Source organism: Streptomyces avidinii (assembly GCF_014650695.1).
Taxonomy (GTDB): Bacteria; Actinomycetota; Actinomycetes; order Streptomycetales; family Streptomycetaceae; genus Streptomyces; species Streptomyces avidinii.
Genome location: NZ_BMVL01000006.1, coordinates 37,846 through 57,024 on the forward strand (window position 1 = coordinate 37,846; position 19,179 = coordinate 57,024).

Consider the following 19,179-nt stretch of genomic DNA (forward strand, 5'->3'; position numbering starts at 1 on the left):
TGCCACGGTATGAACTCTCAGTCTCTGTGGGCCCCTCTGACCGGACCGCTCCGCGTCGTGCGGGGGTACCCGCGCCGTGCGCCGCTGACCTCCGCCTATGTCTGCCTGCTCCTGGTCGGCCACGCCTGGGTCATCTACGGGTCCACCGATCGGGCGGCCACCGTGTTGGGCCATGTCAGCACCAACCTGGACAACCTGCAGGACCATCCGGTGTCCGCCCTGATCGGCAGCGTGCTGTTCTTCGACGGCACGCTCACGGATGTCGCCTCGACCGACTTCATCGGTACCTTGATCACCCTGGGCCTCGGTGTCTGCTGCTTCCTGGCCTGGGCGGAGCACCGGTGGGGAGCGCCGCGCGCCGCAGCCGTGTTCCTCGGCGGACATGTCGCGGCCACCCTGCTCACCGCTGTCGTCATCTCCGTCGCGCTGCAGCACGGCTGGTATCCGGCGGACGTGCGGCAGGCCTTGGACTTCGGGGTCAGTTACGGCGCCCAGACCGTGCTGGCGATCGGCACACTCGCCCTGCCGCGCCTGGGCCGCCTGCCGTGGGCCGCCTTCGTACTCGCATGGCCTCTCGGCGGTGCCGACTGGACGACCGGCCCGCTGCCGGACTTCACCACGATCGGCCACCTCGTAGCAGCGGCCCTGGGCTTCGGACTGTTGGGTGTCCCGGCTTTCAGGCGGCAGCGCCTCCACGCTGCCCGGCTGCCGTCCGCCGTGAGCGACTCCGAGCCGCACCGGGGCTCCGTTCCGGAACCGGCGTCACCGGCGGCGGGAACAAAGACGCCTCCATCGGTCTGAGCACCGGCGTCGACGAGAGCGGGACAAGACGGCATCAGCGGGGCCGTCGTGGTCGCGCTGTCATCTGCTCCAGGTGAAGGGTCTCCGGCACGGGGCGGGGGGAGCGTCCGGTATTCAGGATCTGGTCGAAATAGCCGGGACCGGACACGGGCACGATCTGTGGCGCGGTGCGGTAGCGCAGGGTCCCCGTCTGCCAGGCGTGGTATCCGCTCATCCACGCGGTCATGACACCGACGTAGGTGCTGACGGCGGCGCGATCACCGTCGGAGAGTTCGAGCCGGGTACACAGCGCCGGGAGTTGCCCGGCAAGCTCCCGGAACCGCCCGATGCGCCGGTCCACTTCGTTCCGGGCGGCGGTGACGGCCTCGTCTCGGCCGAGGGACCGGGCGTGCTCCAGGACGAGGACGAGGTTGTCCATGTCGCCGCGTGCCTCCTCCTTCTCCAGCGAGTACACGTCGTTGCACATGAAGGTGACGTCGATCGCCGCCTGCCGCATGATGCGCAGCTGCGGGGAGTGAAAGGCCCCGGCAGGGACCGTGATGTCTGCGGCGCGCTCGCCGAGGGAGAGGGGCAGGTCGGTGCCGGCGATACCGCGGCGGACCTGGAGGTAGGTCTCCATGTCGGCGGGGGTGCCGCGCAGGCGGCCTGTCGCTTCGTGGGCGTGGGAGGCGAAGTAGTACTCCCATTCGTGTGCGGTCCGCGCGATCCAGGCGGGGTGGGCGCCTCGGGTGCTGCGGGCCCAGACATCGGCGAAGGCTCTCGAACAGGCGTCGGCACGGGGGCCTGCCGGTGCGCCGTGGACGATGTCGATCAACTGCTGGCACACGCGCATGGTCTGGGCCGGATCCCGCCCCAGGGGGCCGTCGAACTGGTCGTCGAAGACGAAGAAGAACCCCATCGCGTCCGCGCACAGGTCCAGGGCGGTGCCCCGGGCGTGCGGGTAGCCCAGGGCGGCCAGCCTCGGCATGTCCCACGAGGCATACCAGTCCAGCGACCGGTCACCGCTGACCAGGCCCGTGCGGCGCACCCACTCCAGGTTCCGCCGACGCGCGCCTTCCGGATCGGGACTGACCCCGGAGACGGGCGGGAGGTCGAAGTCGATGTCCTGGGGCATGGGTTCTCCGGGGTGTCGAAGCGGGCGATCCCGGTCAGGGCGGGCCGCCGCGCGCACGGCACGGCACGGCGATCGGCGAGGCCGAGCCGTACGAACCTCGTGGCGGGCCGATGCGGTCGGCGCCGGTGGCCAGGGCATGCTGTGCGGCCTTTTCCGATCGGGCATCGGTGCGGCGGGAGCGGTTCTCATTGCCGGGCGGCCGGGGTCGTGAGGTCGAGGGCGAGGGGCTCGGCGCCGCCGACGCCCAGGCGGGCGAGGGAGAAGGCCATGGACGCACCCACGCTGTGCGGCGTGCGGAAATCTTCGGTGCGGCGGATCCGGGGGAAGTGCTCGCTGACCGACTCCGGAGTCGGATCCTCCTCGGACACGACTCCTTCAGTGACGCCCAGGAAGACGCGGCCCACCCGGCGGCCGGCCGCGTGCAGCAGTTCTCCCGTACAGGGAACGGACTCGTGGGCCAGGAACGCAACGACGGCTGCGGCGTGCCGGGCCGGGAACAGGTCGCTCAGCACGGCGGTCATCTGCTCGTCGCCCTGGAGAGCTTCGAGGGACATCCGGGTCGCGGCGATCGGTACGACCGCGTTCACCTTGATGCCGAGGCCGGCTCCTTCGGCCGCGAGCGATGTGGTCAGCCCGAGCACGGCGCCCTTGCCCGCGGCGTAGACGCTGAGTCCGGTGTCCCCGAACAGGGCATCGGAACAGGTGTTGACGATCCGCCCGTATCCGGAGCCGGCCATGTGCGGCCACACCGCGCGCAGCATGTTCAAGGTGCCACCCACATGTGTGTCCAGCACGCGGCTGCAGTCCTGGTCGGAGAGCTCGCCGAGTGGGCGCAGGATCGAGATCCCCGCGTTGTTGACCAGGACGTCCAGCCGGCCCCACTGCTCCAGGGCTGCTGAGGTCAGCGCCCGGGCGCCGGCCGTGGTGGCGATGTCCTGGACATCCGCGATCGCATGGCCGCCCGACGCCCGGACCTCCTCGGCCACGGCGTGCGCGGGCGAGCCGGAGGCTCCGCGGCCGTCGATGCCGGTCCCGACGTCGTTGACGACCACCCGGGCACCGCGCGCGGCGAGGAGCAGCGCGTATTCCCTTCCCAGCCCGCGGCCCGCGCCGGTCACCACCGCCACGCGGCCCTCGTAACGAAGTGTGTCCTTGGAGCCCAACGAGTCCAACGAGTCCAACGAGTCCAACGAGTCCATCCTCAGCCCTCCCCCGGAACACTGTCCCGGTTGCCGCCGTGCGAGCAGCCGTCCGGCCGTCGCACGGAGGCCTCCAGCAGCAGCCCCCGCATCCGGCCCGCACGGTTCCCGCCGCGGGCCGCATCGTTTCTGCCGATCACCGACCACCACCTTGCCGCCCGCACCCGGCCCCCGACAGGGAGCGCAGACACTCACCCGACGCACCCGCGCACACCACGCGTGCCACCGAACGCGCGGCACGCGCTGTTGCTCCCCCGACAGCAGCAGCACGTTGGGACCCCTCGGGCCGCGGGCGTCCGTGGTGACGGCCGTCGCGTGCGCCGGGCGTGCTCTAGTCCTTCAGGGCGGAGCCGTGTTGCGCCGGGTGAGGGGTGCGCTGCCGTTTCCGGGCGGGGCCGGCTTCGTTGGTGGGGTGTTGATCAATCCGTTCACGTCGGAGATTCCTTGCCCCCTCACGTCCCCGCAGATCCGCCCGCCGAGCTGGTGGCGGCCCGACTGCGTGACCCGTACCCGTATTTCGCGTGGCTGCGCCGCTGCGCGCCGGCTCATGTCGAACGGCGCGTGGGCCGGCCCGCGCTGTGGCAGGTCTCCCGCTACGAAGACGTACGGGCCCTGCTGACCGATACCCGTCTGAGCAAGCACCCCGGCCGCGTCCCCGGATACGTACCGGGGCCGGCCGGGCTGAACCGGCACCTGGTGCACGCAGATCCGCCGGACCACACCCGCCTTCGGGCGCTGGTGAACTCGGCGTTCGTACCGCGCCGCATCGCGTTGCTGGAACCTTTCATCACCCGTGTCGCGCACCGGTTGCTGGACCGGATCGAGCACAGCGTGCACGTGGACCTGATCGCGGACTTCGCGGCGCCGCTGACGTTCCGGATGATCTGCGCGATCCTCGGCGTCCCCGGTCGCCTCGATACGACGGCGACCAGGGAAACCCTCATGTCCACGATCGCCCCCGGCACGTCCACGGACGCCGCTCGCACGGAACGGGACCTGCACGATCTGCTCGACGCCCTGATCGACGGGAAGAGGTCCGGGAGCGGGGGCAGCGGGGTCGATCTGCTGGGCGCGCTGGTGCGGGCGGGCGACGAGAGCGGGGCGATGAGTGAGGAAGAGCTGCGATCGACCGCGTACCTCCTGCTGCTGGTCGGGCACGACACCACGATGAACCTGATCGGGAACGGGATGCTCGCCCTGCTGGACCATCCCGAGCAGGCCGCGCGGCTTGCCGCGCCGGATCCCGGCCCGGGATTCGTCGCCAGCGCGGTCGAGGAGCTCCTGCGCTACGACTCCCCCGTGCGCGACGCCACGTTCCGGTGCGCGGCGGCGCCCATCGAGCTGCACGGCCAGGTCATCGGCGCTGGGGAGATCGTCAGCCTCCTGATCGGGTCGGCCAACCGCGACGGGGAGCGGTTCACCGAGCCCGACCGCCTCGACCTCGGGCGGACGGCCAACGAGCACCTCGCGTTCGGGTACGGGCCGCACTTCTGTATCGGCGCGGCCCTGGCCCGTCTGGAGGGCGCGGTGGCCTTCCCCCTGCTGCTGCGGCGGCTCGGGCCCGTGCAGCTGGCCAAACCGGCTGACGAACTGTGCTGGCGGCCGGCCCGCGTCATGCGCGGCCTCGTCGCGCTGCCCCTGGTACGGCGGGCATAGCCTCCCGCCTGTCGCCCTGTCGCCCTGTCGCCTCCTGCCTGCAGCCTGTCGCCTGTCTCGGAAAGGACATGATGAACACGCATTCCACGGATCCGGTGCTGACCTCGTCGCGCGACGGGGTCCTGGTCATCACCCTCAACCGGCCCCACGTACGCAACGCCGTCGATCAGGCCCTCGCCGGCGGCGTGGATGCTGCACTCCGGATGCTGGAGGACGACCCGCGATGGGAGGTCGGCGTCCTGACCGGGGCCGGCGGCCACTTCTGCTCCGGCATGGACCTCAAGGCCTTCCCCACCGAGGGCGTCCCCCGGGTCGCCGACCGGGGGCTGGCCGGGCTGACCCGCGCCGACCGGTCCAAGCCGGTCATCGCCGCCGTGGAAGGAGCCGCGGTCGCGGGCGGCTTTGAACTCGTCCTCGCCTGCGACCTCATCACTGCAGCCGACACGGCGTTCTTCGCACTGCCGGAAGTGGCCCGCGGGCTCGTCGCCTCCGAAGGCGGAGCGATCCGCCTCCCCGGCCGCGTCCCCCATCACCTGGCCATGGAAATGTTGCTGACCGCCTCCCCGCTGACGGCTCCGGAGGCCGCCCGTCACGGGCTCGTCAACCAGCTCACGGGCGAAGGCAAAGCCCTGGACGGCGCGCTCGCCCTCGCCGAACGGATCCGCGCCAACTCCCCGCAGGCGGTCCGCACCACCCAGCAGGTCGTCCGGGCCACCCGCGGCCTCGACGACCACGCCGCGTTCATCGCCCAGGACCCGCTCACCGCCCCCGTCTTCCACACCGAAACGGCGACCGAAGGCGCTCGGGCATTCTGCGAGAAGCGAACCCCCGACTGGACGGCCTGACCCGGCCGCCGCGTCAGCCCGCGGCGGCGCGCGCTTCGGTCTGCGCCTCGGCCTCGGCCTTGAGGTTGTGCAGCCACGCCTCGAGGCCTTCGCGCAGGAGCCGGGTCGCGACGGGGACGTTCGCCTCGACCTCGACCTCGGCCCCGGTGTGGGTCTCCTCGGTCCGCACGAGGACACCGCCCCTGACCCTGGTGAACGTCCACACGTGGACGCCGTCGATACGCAGCCCTTCGCCGATCGCGGGACCGGTCCAGCGAATGCACGCGTCACGCTCGATCTGCCGGACGGTCGATGTGATCTCCAAGCCGGTGGCGGGAGTTGACGGATTGGGAGGGATCGGCATCCTCCACCGGAACGCCGAGCCCTTGCGGAAGGGGCCGTGGTCGAGCCGCTGCACGGTCTCGACGGGGGGCTGCCAGGACGGCCAGCGCTCCACATCGGTCTGGATCTTCCAGAGCGTGCGCAGCGGGGCAGCGATGAGGGTCTCGCTCCGGTGGCGGACGAGGGCGTCCGGGTCGACTCCCCTGCCACGGCAGGTGAGGGGCGCGTCCGGGCGGGAGGAAAGCGGGGCGACGGAGTCGGCGGCCGCGGCCAGCACCCGCAGCGGCCGCTCCTGCCGCCCCGCCGCTGCGGGCTCAGGTACGGACGGGACGGGGCAGGCCGGACTCCTCCCACGCCGAGAGCCGCGCCCGAGCCAGCTCCAGATAGCGCGGATCCAGCCCGGGCAACTCCCGCAGCACAGCCACCAGTTCCACCCCCACCTCCACCACCGCTTCCCTCTCCCCCAGCCGCGTCCAGCAGTACAGAGCACCTGCCGCCGCCGCAAGCACCTCCGGCTCGCCCCGGCCCTGCCCTGCCAGCCGAACCCGGCACGCCCCCATCCACAACCGCGCCGCCAGTGCAAAATCACCCGCCATCCGCGCCAGATCCGCACGGATCTCCGCCCACTCAACCGCCTGCGACGACGACCCCCCGTACACGCCCCGCACGTACTCCTCCCAGGCCCCCGCCAGGGCAGCCGCCTCACCGTGCCGGCCCTCCGACGCCAACGCATGGATGTACGGCCGCGGATCCCCTCCCGTCACCGCCGCCGGGACCACGGCGGCGTCGCCGACCGGCATCACGCCCGGGATCACGCCCGGTACGACGTCCCGGGCCGGACCGGCATCCGGGACCCGGACAGGAGCGGAGCCGGAGCGGGAAGCGGAGTGCGGGACGGGCCGGCCCGGCAGGTACTCCCCCTCCTTCGACCACGACTCCGCGTGCTGTCCCGGTGGTTGCTCCGGCAGCTGCTGCGGTCGCGGGCCGGGGCGCATACCCAGCTCGCGGGCGGTCGGCAGGACCAACGCACCCGGCGGCAACCCCGCGGCCCCTGCCGCGAGCGCATGCAGCTGCACGTCCGAGGGCCGCACCGGGGAACGCCGCAACTGATCGATCCACTGCCGCGTGTAGCCGCTCACCAATCCATCACCCGCCCCGAAGCCCGGTGGGCACACCACCCCGTACACGTCCGCACACGGCGAAACCGGCAGACTCCCGTACTCCCGCAGCAACGGCCACGCGTCCCGGTCCGCAGCGAGATCCAGGAGCACCGTCGTCAGACCCGCCGGACGGGCCCGCAACTCGCCGCCCAGCCATTCCCAGGGCACCGCCGTGTAGCGCACCGCCGAGGCCGTGGTCCCCGCCAATGCGAAGTACAGGCGGCGCCCGCGCCGATCCGCCGTCAGACGGCCCGACAGATACACCAGCAGCGGACCCGGGGCGGCCGCCGCCGAACGCAGCCGCGCCAGAACCGTGTTCGGATCACGGGACCCGTCCAGGCACACCGTGTCGGTCGGCAGCTCACTGCCCAGCAGCACCGAAGCCGGCACCATCGCCAGCGCCGCCAGATTCGCGCTGGGAACCAGCTGCACCGCCCGGCGGCGCACCGCCACATCCCCCGCTATCAGCAGAACATGCCCTCGCCGCCGCCCCGGCCCATTCAGATCCATGAACAGACCGTATCCACTCCACACCCCACCCCGAGAACACCACCGCCCTCGGCGCGGAATGTGACCATCCCATGATTCACGCGTTGCCCGCATCGCGGGACTACGAAAAGGATCCAGAGCCTCCGTGCGGCACGCCGAGGCCGTCATCGTTGAGCGCTACCCCCAACTCGTGCGTCCGGCCTACCTCTCGCTGCCCACCTCCCTCGACCGGCACTCGCGTGTGCTGCGCGCGCATCGAGCCGTCCAGCAGGCCCTGCGCTCCGGCGGCCGCGGCAACCACGGCACCGGCACCGGTGGTGAGGACCGGCCCGACCTCCACTCGCACGTTGCCGGTGTCGATGCCGGTCCGCACCATCGCCCCTGCGGACATCGGGGCGATCAAGTCGCCGACCAGACAGCGCTTTCGATGGGTGCTTCGCCGTCGTCGAAGATCCCGAAAGCTCCCTCGTTGACGAAGACCGGAGCCTGGTGGATCGTCATCACCGCTCCTCGTCTCGTACGGCGCAGCCGCTGCCAGGCGAGGTAATCACCGGCTCGGCCGCCACGCAACGGCGCCGCCCCGGCCGGGCCGGCGCCTGCACTGCCCCTACTGGACGACCACGTTGAACGGGTAGCCCTGAAGGACGCGATCGCGCCGGAAGAACTGAGTGTTCGTGCCGACCTGCGAGCCGTTCTCCGTCGCAGCGATCACGCACACGCTGGCGCCGACGCGGCCGGTCCCGGCCGGCACGCCGGTGAACCCGCAGCCGGGGTGGGTCCGCCGTGTCCCTCCGGCGTTCAGCCCCTGCTCCGAGGTGGCGATCGGGTACTCGTCGCAGGACTTTCCGGGGACGCTCGGAGCGGACCCGCAGGCCTTGGTGCGGTTGGAATCGATACGGGGAAAATCCAGGGGAGCGGAGGGCCGCGTGCTGCTACGGTCGGGCGCCATGAGCTGGCTTCCTGATGACTTCGTCCACCCCGTCCTGGTACCGCTGCCGGGCGGTGGCCATCACCTGCGGCCGATCCGGGAGGCGGACACCCCGCTCGACTATCCGGCTGTGATGGGTTCGCGCGAGCGGCTGTGGACCATCTTCGGCCCGGCCTGGGGCTGGCCCGCGGCCACCATGACCTACGAGGCCGACCAGGCCGACCTGTTGCGGCACGAGAAGGAGATCGCCGCACACCAGTCCTTCAACTACGCGCTGTTCGACGCGGCGGAGACAGCTCTGCTCGGCTGTGTCTACATCGACCCACCGGAGAGGGCCGGCGCGGACGGCGAGATCTCCTGGTGGGTGGTGGACGAGCTGGTGGGCAGCAAGGTCGAGCAGGCCCTCGACGCGCTGGTGCCGCAGTGGATCGCCGCCGAATGGCCGTTCGAACAGCCGCGCTTCCTCGGCCGCGAGATCTCCTGGTCGGACTGGCTCGCCCTTCCGGAGCATCCGGACACGTAAGTGGTTGTTGCCCGTAACGATCTCGAAGGCTGTCGATCGAACGGGAGTCGTGATCGGGTGACTGCGGCGGTTTCCGCGCGTGAAAGCAGGGCCTCCAGGTGCCGCGGGGGTGCGATCCCATTCCGAGTGGTTCCCGGAGGGCCTGTTGTCTTTGTTGTACGTGCCCGAGCTCGAGCTCGTTGATTTCAACTCGCCCGCCGTGTCGTGCGTTTCCTCGCACACGTGTACGGCAACGCGGCCGGCCATCCGGACCGGGTGCGCCGGTATCCGGCGGTCATGACGGACGCAAAGTGGGCGGCCGTCCGGCCGTTGCTGCCGGTGCCCGCCTGGTTCCAGGGGCTGGTGAACGACACGCCTCAGGCACCGCTCTCCCTGGACGGCATCGGCTTTGGGATGTCCGTAGAGGTTCGGAGGCTCCCGTTCGAGCCTCCCCCCACTCTCACAAATGACCGTTTCTGACAGTAACGCGGTGTGCGGCTACGGCTCCGCTTCGGCTCTTGCTGTCATGAGTGGGGCTCTTGACCCTCACGTGACGTCAGGCTGCATAGTCGGTGCCGTGGAAGATCACTGGACCGTGGGGCGCGTGGCCGAGCTGGCCGGCGTGAGCGTCCGCACGCTGCATCACTATGACGAGATCGGGCTCGTGCGTCCGTCGGCGCGGACTGCGGGTGGTTACCGGGCCTACTCGGCGGGTGACGTCGAGCGGCTGAGGGAAGTGCTGGCCTACCGGCGGCTGGGCTTCGGGTTGCGGGAGGTTGCGGAACTGGTCGGCGACTCGTCCACCGACGCGGTCGCGCACCTGCGCCGACTGCGCGGCCTGCTGCTGGAGCGGCGTGATCGTGCTGACGCCATGGTGGCGGCCATTGACCGGGAACTCGAGGCACGGGCGAGGGGACTGAAGGTGACACCGGAGGAGCAACTGGGGATGCTCGGTGCACGGCTGTACGACGCGATCGGCGGCGCCTACACGGCGACGCGGCGTACCGAGCCGCGGATCGCCGCGCGGATCTGGGACGCACTCGGCGACGCGCGGACGGTGCTGAACGTCGGGGCCGGCACCGGCTCCTACGAGCCGGCTGATCGCGAGGTGACGGCGGTGGAGCCGTCGGAGGTCATGCGGGGGCAACGGCCTGCCGGCTCGGCGCCGTGCGTGGCCGCCGCCGCGGAGAGCCTGCCGTTCGAGGACCAGTCCTTCGACGTCGCGATGGCCGTCTCCACCGTTCACCACTGGGGGGACCCGCTAGCGGGGTTGCGCGAGATGCGGCGCGTGGCCCGCCGCGTGGTGGTGCTCACCTTCGACACCGACGAGCCCGGATGGCAGGACCGGTTCTGGCTCACCCGCGACTACCTGCCCGAGTTCGCCGGTGTCCTCGCGGATTTTCCGTCGCTTGCCAGGATGGCCGACGCGATCGGCGCCCGCGCTGAGCCGGTGCCCGTCCCGTGGGACTGCGCCGACGGCTTGTTCGAGGCGTACTGGCGCAGACCGGGGGCGTATCTGGAGGAGCACGTGCGCCGCGCCATGTCGGTGTGGACGAGGGTCGGGCCGGACGCCGAGCAGCGGGCGGTACGAAGCCTCCGCGACGACCTCGACTCCGGCCGGTGGGCCGAGCGCAACAGCGACCTCGCCGACCTCGACACGGCAGACCTCGGCCTCCGCCTACTCATGGCTTGACCCTCGTCGCAGGTTCAGCGCCATTGCTGCTCCTGGACGGCCCGCTGGTTCGGCTGATCGTCAGGCGGCTCCACCCGTGTCGCGCCCGGTCAACTGACCTGCCCGCCATCGACGCCGATACCTCGTCAGCAGCGGACCTTGCCCCCACCCCGCACCCCCTCGCCCGGCCACGAAGCCGGGCTGCCATTGACCCGAGCGCCTGCGCCCGCCCACCGGGCCGTCGGTGTCCGTGACACGGGCCCGCACCACCGCCGCCTGCGGCCGCTTCGGGCAGCACATCCTCGCGGGCACGGTGTGGCGCGCGCCGTCGGGCCGGCCCTACCCGCTCGCCGCGGGCAGCCGCGAGGTCGCGGAGATCACCGCCACCGGTCCGGTCCGCACCCGAGCCTCCGGCCGCTCCCTGACCACACCGGCACCGGCACCGGCACCGGCACCGACGACCCGGGCCACGCGGACGGCGCGGCTGCACGGCGGAGCCGTCATCACGGCCCTGGACGACGCCGGCGGCGGCCGGGACTAGGCCGGCTCCTTCGGATCCTGTCGGTGCGGGGTGGGCGCACGCCTCGGGCTGGGCGAGAATGCGTGCATGACGACTTGAAGAGCACCGGCCGGGCGGCACTACTGGCGCAAGGTCGGGACCTGGGACACGGTCCACGACGGGGACCGACGAGTGTGCGCCGCCTGTGGGACGCCCGTTCGCTCCTACCAGTACCGCTTCTATCCGCCGCAGTCCCCGCTGTTCGAGCGCTGCATCGGGCTCGCCTGGTGCTCGGGGTGCAGGATCTATTCGGGGAACATGGTGTTCGTCTCCCGCGAGCGGGTCCTCGTCGACGCCCTCGCCCCGCTTCCCTGCGAACAACGGGAACGGATCGCACGGTCGGAAATACGGCTGGTCCAGTTCTTGGACCGCCAGAGCCGCGGCAGTGGAGACCAGGGCGTGTCCTTCGGATCACCTGGCTGACCGGATGAAGATGCGGCGAGGTGGAGTCCGGCGAGGTAGATGGTGGCGGTCTTGTCGTATCGAGTGGCCGGGCCGCGCCACTGCTTGAGCTTGTTGATGCAGCGTTCGACGGTGTTCCGCTGCTTGTAGGCCTCGCGGTCGAAGGCCGGCGGTCTGCAGCGGCCGTCGGCGGCGAGGTGGATCTTTGTGGTCGGTCCGCCACGGGAGCGTCCCAGGGCGTGGTCGGGCGGCTCGCCGGCCGGGGCCCCCTTTTGACGGGCCCCGGCGGCGTGCTGTTGAGCCCGGACGATCGTGGAGTCGACCACGACGACCCGGTCGAGGTCGCCTTCGGCCTGGGCGAGCAGAGAGGTGAAACCCTTCTCCCGGGTCCCGTCCGCGGCCCACATCCGCAGGCGGTTGTGGGCGCCCTTCCACGAGCCGAAGTGCTCGGGCAGGTCCATCCACGGCGTGCCGGTGCGGTACTTGAACGCGACCGCGTCGATCACCTGCCGATGATCCCGCCACCGCCCACCCCGCCGAGGCGTCCGGTCCGGCAGAAGCGGCTCAATGCGGGCCCACTGAGCGTCAGTCAACGACACACATCAACCAACGCTCCGATGATCCGAAAGAAACGCCCTAGCCCCTCAGTGGTTGTCGAACGGGGAGACGATGATCTCCGAGTTGACCGACAGCAGCGTGTTTCCTGCGCTGTCGAGGCTGACCAGACGGGCATACGCCCTGCCGTTCACGTGCAGCTCGGCGAGATATCGAGCGGTACCAACCGCCCCGGTGGTGCAGGGGATGTTGTTCACGGAACGCACCGCCGTGCCATCGGGGTCAACGACGTCGACCCGGAATTTGGCGCACTTGCTGGGGAATTCCTGGATGTTGCCCTGGCCGAGGAATTCTTGTGGTCCAAGGCCGACCCGGTCCACACAGACGTCGCCCTTGAATCCATTCTGATCGAATGACGTGCATTTCCTGAACGGTGGCACCCAAGCGGCCTGGGCCGGGCCGCCGACTGCGGTGACCATGCCAACGGTAGCGGTCGCCACTACGACCGCTGCGGAAATGGCGTTGCGGATTCTCATTGGTGCCCCCTCGCAAGACAAGTGAACCTTCAAAAGTGCCGTCCACCAGTGGAAACCAGCTTTCCCCGACAGATCGGCGATTCGCTACGGTAGACGACCGGCTCCGGGACGTCGACGGCCGCAGTTGAACAGTTCCTCCGGCAATCACCGAAAATCCGCCCCGACGCTCAACTCGACAACCGGTACCCCAACCCCCGCACGGTCTCGCTGCTGTTGCGCCCGAACGAGGTGTCCACCTTCTTGCGCAAGTAGCTGATGCAGAGCTCGACGATGTTGCGCCGGACCAGGGTCTGCAGCCGGACCGGTGAGGTCGAGCACCACCACGTCGTACGGGTGCTTGCGGGCCGGAAACAGGCCGGTGACAGAGTCCTGGACGACGTCCGTCGCGAAACCCTCGGTCTGCAGCCCCTGATGCAGTGCCGGGGCGAGCCGGCGGTGGTCGCACATCATCAGCACCCGCAGCGGCTCCTGGTCCGGTCGGGGCACCACCCGCAGCTCAGGCACGAGCGTGCTCGTGACCGGGCCGGGACGCCGAGGTGCTCGCCCCGGCCCTGGCGTACAGGTCCAGGCCGGCCGACACGACCCAGTAGTGCTTTGTTGTCCGGTCTTGTCACGTCGGGTGTTGGGTAGTTCGCTGGCTGTATGAGGGCTGGGGAGCTTGTGGCGGTGCGGGTCCGGTTGGAGGAGTTCGCTTCCAAGGTGTTCGCGCCGCTGGTGCGGCGGGACTGGCTGGAGAAGGGCCAGTTGTAATCTGCGGGGCCTGTTGCTCGACGGCCGACGCAAGTCGATGCAGCCGATGGCCGGGCGTCTCGGGGTGGACCATCAGCGGTTGCAGCAGTTCATGACGTCCTCGACCTGGCCGGTCGCTGACGTGCGGGCCCGACTGGCCTGGCGGGCGGTGGCTGTGGTCCGCCCTGAGGTGTGGGTGGTGGACGACACCGGTTTCCCCAAGGACGGCACTGCTTCGCCCGGGGTGGCCCGCCAGTACTCCGGCACGTTGGGCAAGGTCGGCAACTGCCAGATCGGTGTCAGCGTCCACGCCGCCTCGGACACGGCTTCGTGCCCGCTGTCATGGCGGCTGTTCCTGCCCTCCGCATGGGACGGGCCCCAGGCCGCTGCACGCCGGGCTGCCTGCCGGATCCCCGACAGCGAACATCACCGCGCGAAGTGGCAGCTCGCGCTGGAGATGTGCTCGACGAGCTGTCCGCGATCGGCCTGCGGCCCGCCGCACTGGTCGCCGACGCCGGCTACGGCGCGAACGCCGACTTCCGTCACGGCCTGGAAGGCCGGGGTCTGGCCTACGTCCTGCAGGTGAAGGGTGAGATGACCGCCCACGGTGCGGATGCCGAGCCGCATCAGCCCGCCTACAGCGGGCTCGGGCCCCGCCCTCTGCCCCGTTACCGCACCCGGCCACGTTCCCTACGCGACCACGTGCTGGCTGCCGGAAGAAGCCGTGGCCGGACGCTGACCTGCGCAAAGGCTCCATGGCCGCGATGAGCTCGCACTTCGTGCTCCTTCGGGTCCGCCTCGTCGGCCGCCGCCCGAAACCGGCGGCCGACGGGACGATTCCGCTGCTCTGGCTGATCGCGCAGTGGCCCGAGGGAGAGGCGGAGCCGGTGAAGTACTGGATCTCGAACCTGCCCGCGAACATCCCCGCCAAGGACCTGGTCCGGCTGGCGAAGGCCCGGTGGCGGATCGAGCACGACTACCGCGAACTGAAGACCGCTCTGGGACTGGACCACTTCGAGGGACGTTCGTTCACCGGCTGGCACCGCCACGTCACCCGCGTCACCGCCGCCCACCTGTTCCTCACCGAACAGCGGACCTGCTCAAAAGCCCCTGCCAGGACCTGACCCTCTACCAGGCCCTGGACCTCTTCCAACACCTACTCGCCAGGGCTCTATCCACTCCCACGCCGCCTCCCCCAACTCACCTCGACCTGCCACAAGATCAATTTTCTGTAGCATGGGCACGCCATCCCCCCGAGCCGTGTCCAGCCGACGGAAGACACCCATGCGCCTCCAGCGGATATCCGCCGCGACCGCGGCCCTCGCCGCGCTCACCACCCTCGCCACCGCCTGCGAAGACTCCCCCAAGCCGGGCCCGCCCGCCGCGAGCGCTCGGGGCGCCGCCCCCGCCTCCCCCACGGCCGCCAGCGCCGGCGCCGCGCCCGCCACGCTGGCCGGGGCGCAGGCCCACGTACAGCAGTACACGTCCTGCGAGAACCTCAGCACCGACCCGAACGACAGCCGGGTGCCGCTGAGCGGGTTCATCGGCGCCGGGGACTGGGGCATCACGGAGCGCGGCGTCTGCACGGACAAGAAGGCGCAGGGCGAGACCGTCCTCTTCCTGACCCCGGACATGAAGGCCTTCCAGCAGGCCGCCAAGGACAACGCCGCAAAGCTGCTCGCCGAGGGCCGGGACAACACCGACCTCGCCAGCCGCACGGTCGTGGGCAAGACCTTCGCCCTGACCGCGCTCAAGACCGCCACCGCCGTGTCCCTGGTCGACCCGCCCAACTCCGACCTGCGCATCCTGAGCTGCAACCCCGACGTCTTCGTCCCGGAGGGGTTCAAGAAGGAGAAGGCCCTGGTCGAGGGCTGCTTCCTCACCGACTACGTCAACAGCCCCGACGGCCAGGGCAGCCCCCACCGCGGGGCGGTCCGCGACCCCTCCACCGAGGGTGCCGCGAAGCCGGGCCAGCCGTCCACCGGCAGCCTGGGCCTGCCGAGCGCCGACAACATCGCCGAGCTGCAGAAGCTCGTCAGCCCGCACACGGTCGACTGCACGAGCATGAAGGTCACCGACGAGCAGGTCCAGTCGATCGACTACATGCCGGTCGTCGACGGCCCCGCGAGCGCTTGGGGCGTCACGCAGCGAGCGGTCTGCGGCCAGCTCGGCGGGGAGCGGCGCGCGCACAACCTGAACTGGCTGGACACCGTCTCCGACATGAAGACCCTCCAGACCAAGGCCAAGGCGGCGCAGCTGGCCGACCTGCAGGACGACGGGCGCCTCAAGGCCACTGCGAGCAAGCTGCTGGTCGGCACGAACATCGCCGTGGAGACCAACAACGCGAACGTCCGCCGCGGGCTGTACCAGCTCCAGTTCCTGTACCTGAACTGCGAGACCGGCTTCACCGCGCCGGCCGGCTACCGGCTGGAGAAGGCCCAGACCGAGGGCTGCGTCCTGACCAACTACGAGCGCCCGAGCTGACACACGGCCGTCCGGGGCGTGCGCGGCCTTCTTCTGTTCCTTGCCGTGGTGCGGCATCCTACGGCCGTTCGAAGAACTGGAGCACACCGCCGATCGAGAAGCTCAGGGCGCCGGTCAGCGTCGCCCAGTTGGCGACGCCGACGTTGACGAGGTCGCCGGTGCCGGGGCGGGTGAAGGCGGCCACTGCCGAGACCATGAAGAGCAGCGAACCGAACTGGTTCACCGCGACGATCCACCACCCGAGGCTGCGCGACCGGAAGCAGATCCGGGAGCGATGGCAGATCTCGACGAACGCGAGATGCCCCGAGATGAGGAACAGCACGCACCCGATGACGTCGGGGGTCCAGATCAGCCGGTTGACCTGCTGGACCGTGAGCCCCTGCAGGAAGGAGTCCAGCAGGTTGATCCCGAACACCAGCGTCCCGACGAAGAGGACGAACGTGCTCAGCCAGTCCAACCGCATCGGCTCGTACCCCCACCACCTCCAGTCGGCCGTGCCGAGGAACCGCCCTTCGGGAGCGTTGCGGGGCGCGTTCAGTACCTGCAGGAGCGAGGCGTAGCCCCCGGTGTTGAAGAACAGTCCCCCGGCGAAGTAGACGCAGGCGCTCTGGAACGGATCACCCCCACCGAACTGGGCGATGGCCGCGCCGAGCGCGAAGAGCGCCCCGCCGATGACGAACGCGCTCGCAGCGATGGCGTTGAGCCTGCGCAGGCGGCTCAACGCCTGCGGACCGGCGGGCGAGGGCCGGTCGGCCGTATCTCCCGGGCCGCGGACGGACAGTGTCCCGCGCCTGCGCGCCAGGCGCGAGTCCCAGACCACCGTCTCGCCTTCGGGGCGCTGCCAGGTGAGCCGGGTGGTGAACGGTCCTGCGCCTTCGACGCGCTGCTCGGGCTCTCCCACGTCCTGAGCGTAGTGTCGGGGGCGGCTTCGGACGGTGAGCGAAACGTACCCCGTTCACGTTCACGTTGCCGTCGATGCTGCTCGGTGCGGCATGTTCCAGCCCGTGGCGAGCTTCGACGGACGGAGGCTGCTTCCGCCTCCGAAGAACTCACAGAACTTCATGATCAGCGGGTCCCAGCCGAACGGGTCCACGTAGTGAGTCCCCGGAATGACCAGACCCTCCTCGACATGGGCGCGCAGCACCTCGACCTGAAAGGCAGTGGCGTCCGGATCGTGGCCGCCGAAGGGGTGGGCCGAGACCACCCTGCACTCCAGTTGGACGGGGCACTCCGCGACCCTGGGCGGCCCTACCAGGTCCGATGCCTGCTCGGTCAGCCGGGCGGCCGCGAACTTGTCCGGCTCGTACCGGTAGCCCTGCTTCGCCTTGTAGTCGGGCATGTCCGGCTTCCCGGTGGTCAGCGCGATCCGGTCGACGGCATCGGCCATCGCCGAAGAGGGCAGGTTGAGTACGCACTCCCCCTCCCGCAGCAGGTTCGCGGTCGTCAGGGCGTTGTTGCCCAGCCCGAGCATGCAGAACCGGTCGAGCCACCACGCGGAGGACATCGGCGCCAGGTTCGCCGTCCCGTCCTCGTTGCGTGAGCTGATCAACACCACCGGAGTTCCGAAGTACAGGACCTTGAGCCCGGGGACCACATGCATCTGTTGCGCCTTTCGCGGAGTGTCAGTCGGAGGGACCGGCTCGCGATCAGGAGCGCGAGCCGTCACCGACTCTCTCGCGTGCGGGCACGCTCTGGCTGGCGGGAATGCGACCTCGCGTTCGGTGGTGGACGAGGTGCGGGGGCGGGGCGGGTGCGGAGGCGGGCCCGGGATCAGCCGGACTGCGTGAGCGGGGACCGGACGCCGAACCACTGCTCGGCGCCGTACTCCTCGAACCGCTCCACCTCGGTGAACCCCAGCTTCGCCGCGAGGCGCATCGCGCGATCGTTGGCGGTCCGGGTGCAGAGGACCACCGGCTCGCCGGGGAGCGCGTGGTCGAACCAGTCGAGCGCCGCTGCGCACGCCTCGGCGCCGTACCCGCGTCCCCACGCCTGCGGCAGGAACATGTAGCCGAGCTCGGCCTCCGCGGCATCGGGACGTACGTGACCCGGACGCTCCGGGTCGCGCCGATCGAGCGTGATCATGCCGATCATCGCTCCGTCGGCATCGACCACGAAGCAGCCGGGGCGCCGCCCGGGCACCTCGGGCACTGCGCGTTCGAGCTCGTCACGCGGCCGGGAGCCGCCGATGTAGGTGCCCACCTCCGGCGATGCGAACAGCTCGATGAACGCCGCACGGTCCCGGGCATCCGACTGACGGAGGACGAGCCGTTCGGTCGGTATCGCGGCAGGCGGCCAGTTGACAGGTCCGAGTTCGATCATGAACGGCAACCTAGCGCACGGCTCGTCGGAGTGAGTGCGCATCAATTACCCAACCGACTGAGGAGACTTCGGGTTCACCAGAGTCCACGAACGTCCTGGCTGCACTCCACATCGCCGGCATCCAGCCACGGGCTGCGGACGTTCGGTAGCCGCACCAGGGTGCGCCGGAGCGTTCCCCGCGTCGACCCGGAACGGGTGGCGGGGGCCCGGTGCGGGCGGGTCGCAGTCGTCGCGGAGGACGCCGTCGGGCGGGGCGCCCGATGCGGGGACGGGCAGGTACGGCTCGGGGCGGGTCAGCCACAGCCAGACCCCGAACGGCAGGGGCACCCGGCACGCCGCCGGGGCGGGCGGGGTCCAGAGCTCGCCCCCCGTCTGCGGATGCGTCGGCACGAGGGGGACGTCGGTGTCGTCGTCGGGAGCCGGTCGTCCCGGTCCGGCCAGGACGGCGTGCCGCGCCTGCGGACCGGCGGGCGGCATGGAGTCGAGGGAGCCTTGGAACACCTCACCGGCCAAGCCGTCGGGGATTTCGGGCGCGCGGCCGGACGGATCGTGGCGCCCGTACGACGCGGGGTCAGGCCCAGGGGTCTTGGTCGATGGCGCCCGGTGCGGCGTCGTTCAGCATCTGGTCGAGGGTGCGGGCGAGGCCCTGCGCGTCGTCCACGTGCGCGATCCACGGGACGCCGCCGAGGGCGCCGGCCGGATCGGCGGCGGTGGCGAGAGCGTCGAGCACCGTGCGCAGGTCGTCCGGAACGGGGTCGTCCACGAGGCAGAGCCAGGCGAGCGCGGCGGCCACCCGGACGTCCGCGGGCTGTGCCGGCTCGCGCCACAGGGAACGGGCCCAGGCAGCCGCGCCGGGGTCGGCATGCTCGCGGGCGAGTTCGGCGACGGCCAGGTCTACCACGGCTTCG

19 protein-coding genes and 3 pseudogenes are annotated in these 19,179 nt (G+C 70.7%); 9 read left to right on the forward strand and 13 right to left on the reverse strand.

Annotated features, from left to right (window positions below; translation table 11 throughout):
- Nucleotides 1–9 precede the first annotated feature (9 nt).
- Nucleotides 10–801: a rhomboid-like protein gene (locus tag IE257_RS16510; RefSeq protein WP_229920416.1), complete on the forward strand. Its 792-nt coding sequence runs from the start codon at nucleotides 10–12 to the stop codon at nucleotides 799–801.
- A 34-nt stretch (nucleotides 802–835) separates the two neighbouring features.
- Here IE257_RS16510 and IE257_RS16515 read toward each other — a convergent pair whose 3' ends face one another.
- From IE257_RS16515 to IE257_RS16525, 3 genes are all read right to left on the reverse strand, one after another.
- On the reverse strand, nucleotides 836–1,915 hold the full coding sequence (locus IE257_RS16515) for a terpene synthase family protein (protein WP_229920417.1): 1,080 nt from the start codon (nucleotides 1,913–1,915) through the stop codon (nucleotides 836–838).
- A 185-nt stretch (nucleotides 1,916–2,100) separates the two neighbouring features.
- Nucleotides 2,101–3,114 carry an SDR family NAD(P)-dependent oxidoreductase gene (locus IE257_RS16520; RefSeq protein WP_229920418.1) on the reverse strand — a complete coding sequence of 338 codons (1,014 nt, stop codon included), beginning with the start codon at nucleotides 3,112–3,114 and terminating at the stop codon, nucleotides 2,101–2,103.
- A 2-nt stretch (nucleotides 3,115–3,116) separates the two neighbouring features.
- A complete protein-coding gene (locus IE257_RS16525) occupies nucleotides 3,117–3,254 on the reverse strand; it encodes a hypothetical protein (RefSeq protein WP_189969346.1) in 138 nt (45 codons plus the stop codon).
- Between the two features lie 304 nt (nucleotides 3,255–3,558).
- On the opposite strand from IE257_RS16525, the gene IE257_RS16530 reads away from it, so the two are divergent.
- Both IE257_RS16530 and IE257_RS16535 read left to right on the forward strand, forming a co-directional pair.
- The gene (locus IE257_RS16530; RefSeq protein WP_189969348.1) at nucleotides 3,559–4,770 is read left to right on the forward strand and encodes a cytochrome P450 family protein; all 1,212 of its coding nucleotides are present in this window, start codon (nucleotides 3,559–3,561) and stop codon (nucleotides 4,768–4,770) included.
- 68 nt (nucleotides 4,771–4,838) lie between these two features.
- Nucleotides 4,839–5,615, forward strand: coding sequence for a crotonase/enoyl-CoA hydratase family protein (locus tag IE257_RS16535; RefSeq protein ID WP_189969350.1), 777 nt, complete (start codon nucleotides 4,839–4,841; stop codon nucleotides 5,613–5,615).
- Between the two features lie 13 nt (nucleotides 5,616–5,628).
- Here IE257_RS16535 and IE257_RS16540 read toward each other — a convergent pair whose 3' ends face one another.
- Nucleotides 5,629–6,213, reverse strand: coding sequence for an SRPBCC family protein (locus IE257_RS16540; RefSeq protein ID WP_229920419.1), 585 nt, complete (start codon nucleotides 6,211–6,213; stop codon nucleotides 5,629–5,631).
- 37 nt (nucleotides 6,214–6,250) lie between these two features.
- On the reverse strand, nucleotides 6,251–7,549 hold the full coding sequence (locus IE257_RS16545) for a hypothetical protein (RefSeq protein ID WP_229920420.1): 1,299 nt from the start codon (nucleotides 7,547–7,549) through the stop codon (nucleotides 6,251–6,253).
- 181 nt (nucleotides 7,550–7,730) lie between these two features.
- Between IE257_RS16545 and IE257_RS16550 the strand changes: the two genes are divergently transcribed.
- Nucleotides 7,731–8,132, forward strand: a complete 402-nt coding sequence (locus tag IE257_RS16550) for a hypothetical protein (protein WP_189969352.1) — start codon at nucleotides 7,731–7,733, stop codon at nucleotides 8,130–8,132.
- A 60-nt stretch (nucleotides 8,133–8,192) separates the two neighbouring features.
- Here the strand turns inward: IE257_RS16550 and IE257_RS16555 are convergent, their stop codons facing one another.
- Nucleotides 8,193–8,534, reverse strand: coding sequence for a NucA/NucB deoxyribonuclease domain-containing protein (locus tag IE257_RS16555; RefSeq protein WP_189969354.1), 342 nt, complete (start codon nucleotides 8,532–8,534; stop codon nucleotides 8,193–8,195).
- Between IE257_RS16555 and IE257_RS16560 the strand changes: the two genes are divergently transcribed.
- The 3 genes from IE257_RS16560 to IE257_RS16570 all read left to right on the forward strand — a co-directional run bounded on the left by IE257_RS16560 (nucleotide 8,533) and on the right by IE257_RS16570 (nucleotide 11,228).
- Nucleotides 8,533–9,036 (forward strand): GNAT family N-acetyltransferase, encoded by a 504-nt coding sequence (locus tag IE257_RS16560; RefSeq protein WP_189969356.1) that lies wholly within the window; start codon nucleotides 8,533–8,535, stop codon nucleotides 9,034–9,036. The two genes, IE257_RS16555 and IE257_RS16560, sit on opposite strands and share 2 nt — an antisense overlap.
- A 574-nt stretch (nucleotides 9,037–9,610) precedes the next feature.
- Nucleotides 9,611–10,708: a MerR family transcriptional regulator gene (locus IE257_RS16565; RefSeq protein ID WP_189970109.1), complete on the forward strand. Its 1,098-nt coding sequence runs from the start codon at nucleotides 9,611–9,613 to the stop codon at nucleotides 10,706–10,708.
- A 223-nt stretch (nucleotides 10,709–10,931) separates the two neighbouring features.
- Nucleotides 10,932–11,228, forward strand: coding sequence for a hypothetical protein (locus IE257_RS16570; protein WP_189970228.1), 297 nt, complete (start codon nucleotides 10,932–10,934; stop codon nucleotides 11,226–11,228).
- A 452-nt stretch (nucleotides 11,229–11,680) separates the two neighbouring features.
- Here IE257_RS16570 and IE257_RS16575 read toward each other — a convergent pair.
- From IE257_RS16575 to IE257_RS39430, 3 genes and pseudogenes are all read right to left on the reverse strand, one after another.
- A pseudogene (locus IE257_RS16575) lies at nucleotides 11,681–12,247 on the reverse strand (IS5 family transposase); the annotation flags it as partial.
- A gap of 45 nt (nucleotides 12,248–12,292) precedes the next feature.
- On the reverse strand, nucleotides 12,293–12,739 hold the full coding sequence (locus tag IE257_RS16580; protein ID WP_189969358.1) for a hypothetical protein: 447 nt from the start codon (nucleotides 12,737–12,739) through the stop codon (nucleotides 12,293–12,295).
- A 167-nt stretch (nucleotides 12,740–12,906) separates the two neighbouring features.
- Nucleotides 12,907–13,014: pseudogene (locus IE257_RS39430) on the reverse strand (winged helix-turn-helix domain-containing protein); the annotation flags it as partial.
- Between the two features lie 367 nt (nucleotides 13,015–13,381).
- Between IE257_RS39430 and IE257_RS39600 the strand changes: the two are divergent.
- Both IE257_RS39600 and IE257_RS16595 read left to right on the forward strand, forming a co-directional pair.
- Nucleotides 13,382–14,592: pseudogene (locus tag IE257_RS39600) on the forward strand (IS701 family transposase).
- Between the two features lie 160 nt (nucleotides 14,593–14,752).
- Complete coding sequence (locus IE257_RS16595) at nucleotides 14,753–15,952, forward strand: hypothetical protein (RefSeq protein ID WP_189969359.1); 1,200 nt, start codon at nucleotides 14,753–14,755, stop codon at nucleotides 15,950–15,952.
- A gap of 58 nt (nucleotides 15,953–16,010) precedes the next feature.
- Here IE257_RS16595 and IE257_RS16600 read toward each other — a convergent pair whose 3' ends face one another.
- From IE257_RS16600 to IE257_RS16615, 4 genes are all read right to left on the reverse strand, one after another.
- Complete coding sequence (locus IE257_RS16600; RefSeq protein ID WP_189969361.1) at nucleotides 16,011–16,853, reverse strand: hypothetical protein; 843 nt, start codon at nucleotides 16,851–16,853, stop codon at nucleotides 16,011–16,013.
- A 60-nt stretch (nucleotides 16,854–16,913) separates the two neighbouring features.
- Nucleotides 16,914–17,552, reverse strand: a complete 639-nt coding sequence (locus tag IE257_RS16605) for a flavin reductase family protein (RefSeq protein ID WP_189969363.1) — start codon at nucleotides 17,550–17,552, stop codon at nucleotides 16,914–16,916.
- A 170-nt stretch (nucleotides 17,553–17,722) separates the two neighbouring features.
- On the reverse strand, nucleotides 17,723–18,271 hold the full coding sequence (locus IE257_RS16610; protein WP_189969365.1) for a GNAT family N-acetyltransferase: 549 nt from the start codon (nucleotides 18,269–18,271) through the stop codon (nucleotides 17,723–17,725).
- 571 nt (nucleotides 18,272–18,842) lie between these two features.
- Nucleotides 18,843–19,172, reverse strand: a complete 330-nt coding sequence (locus tag IE257_RS16615; protein WP_229920421.1) for a hypothetical protein — start codon at nucleotides 19,170–19,172, stop codon at nucleotides 18,843–18,845.
- Nucleotides 19,173–19,179: the final 7 nt, after the last annotated feature.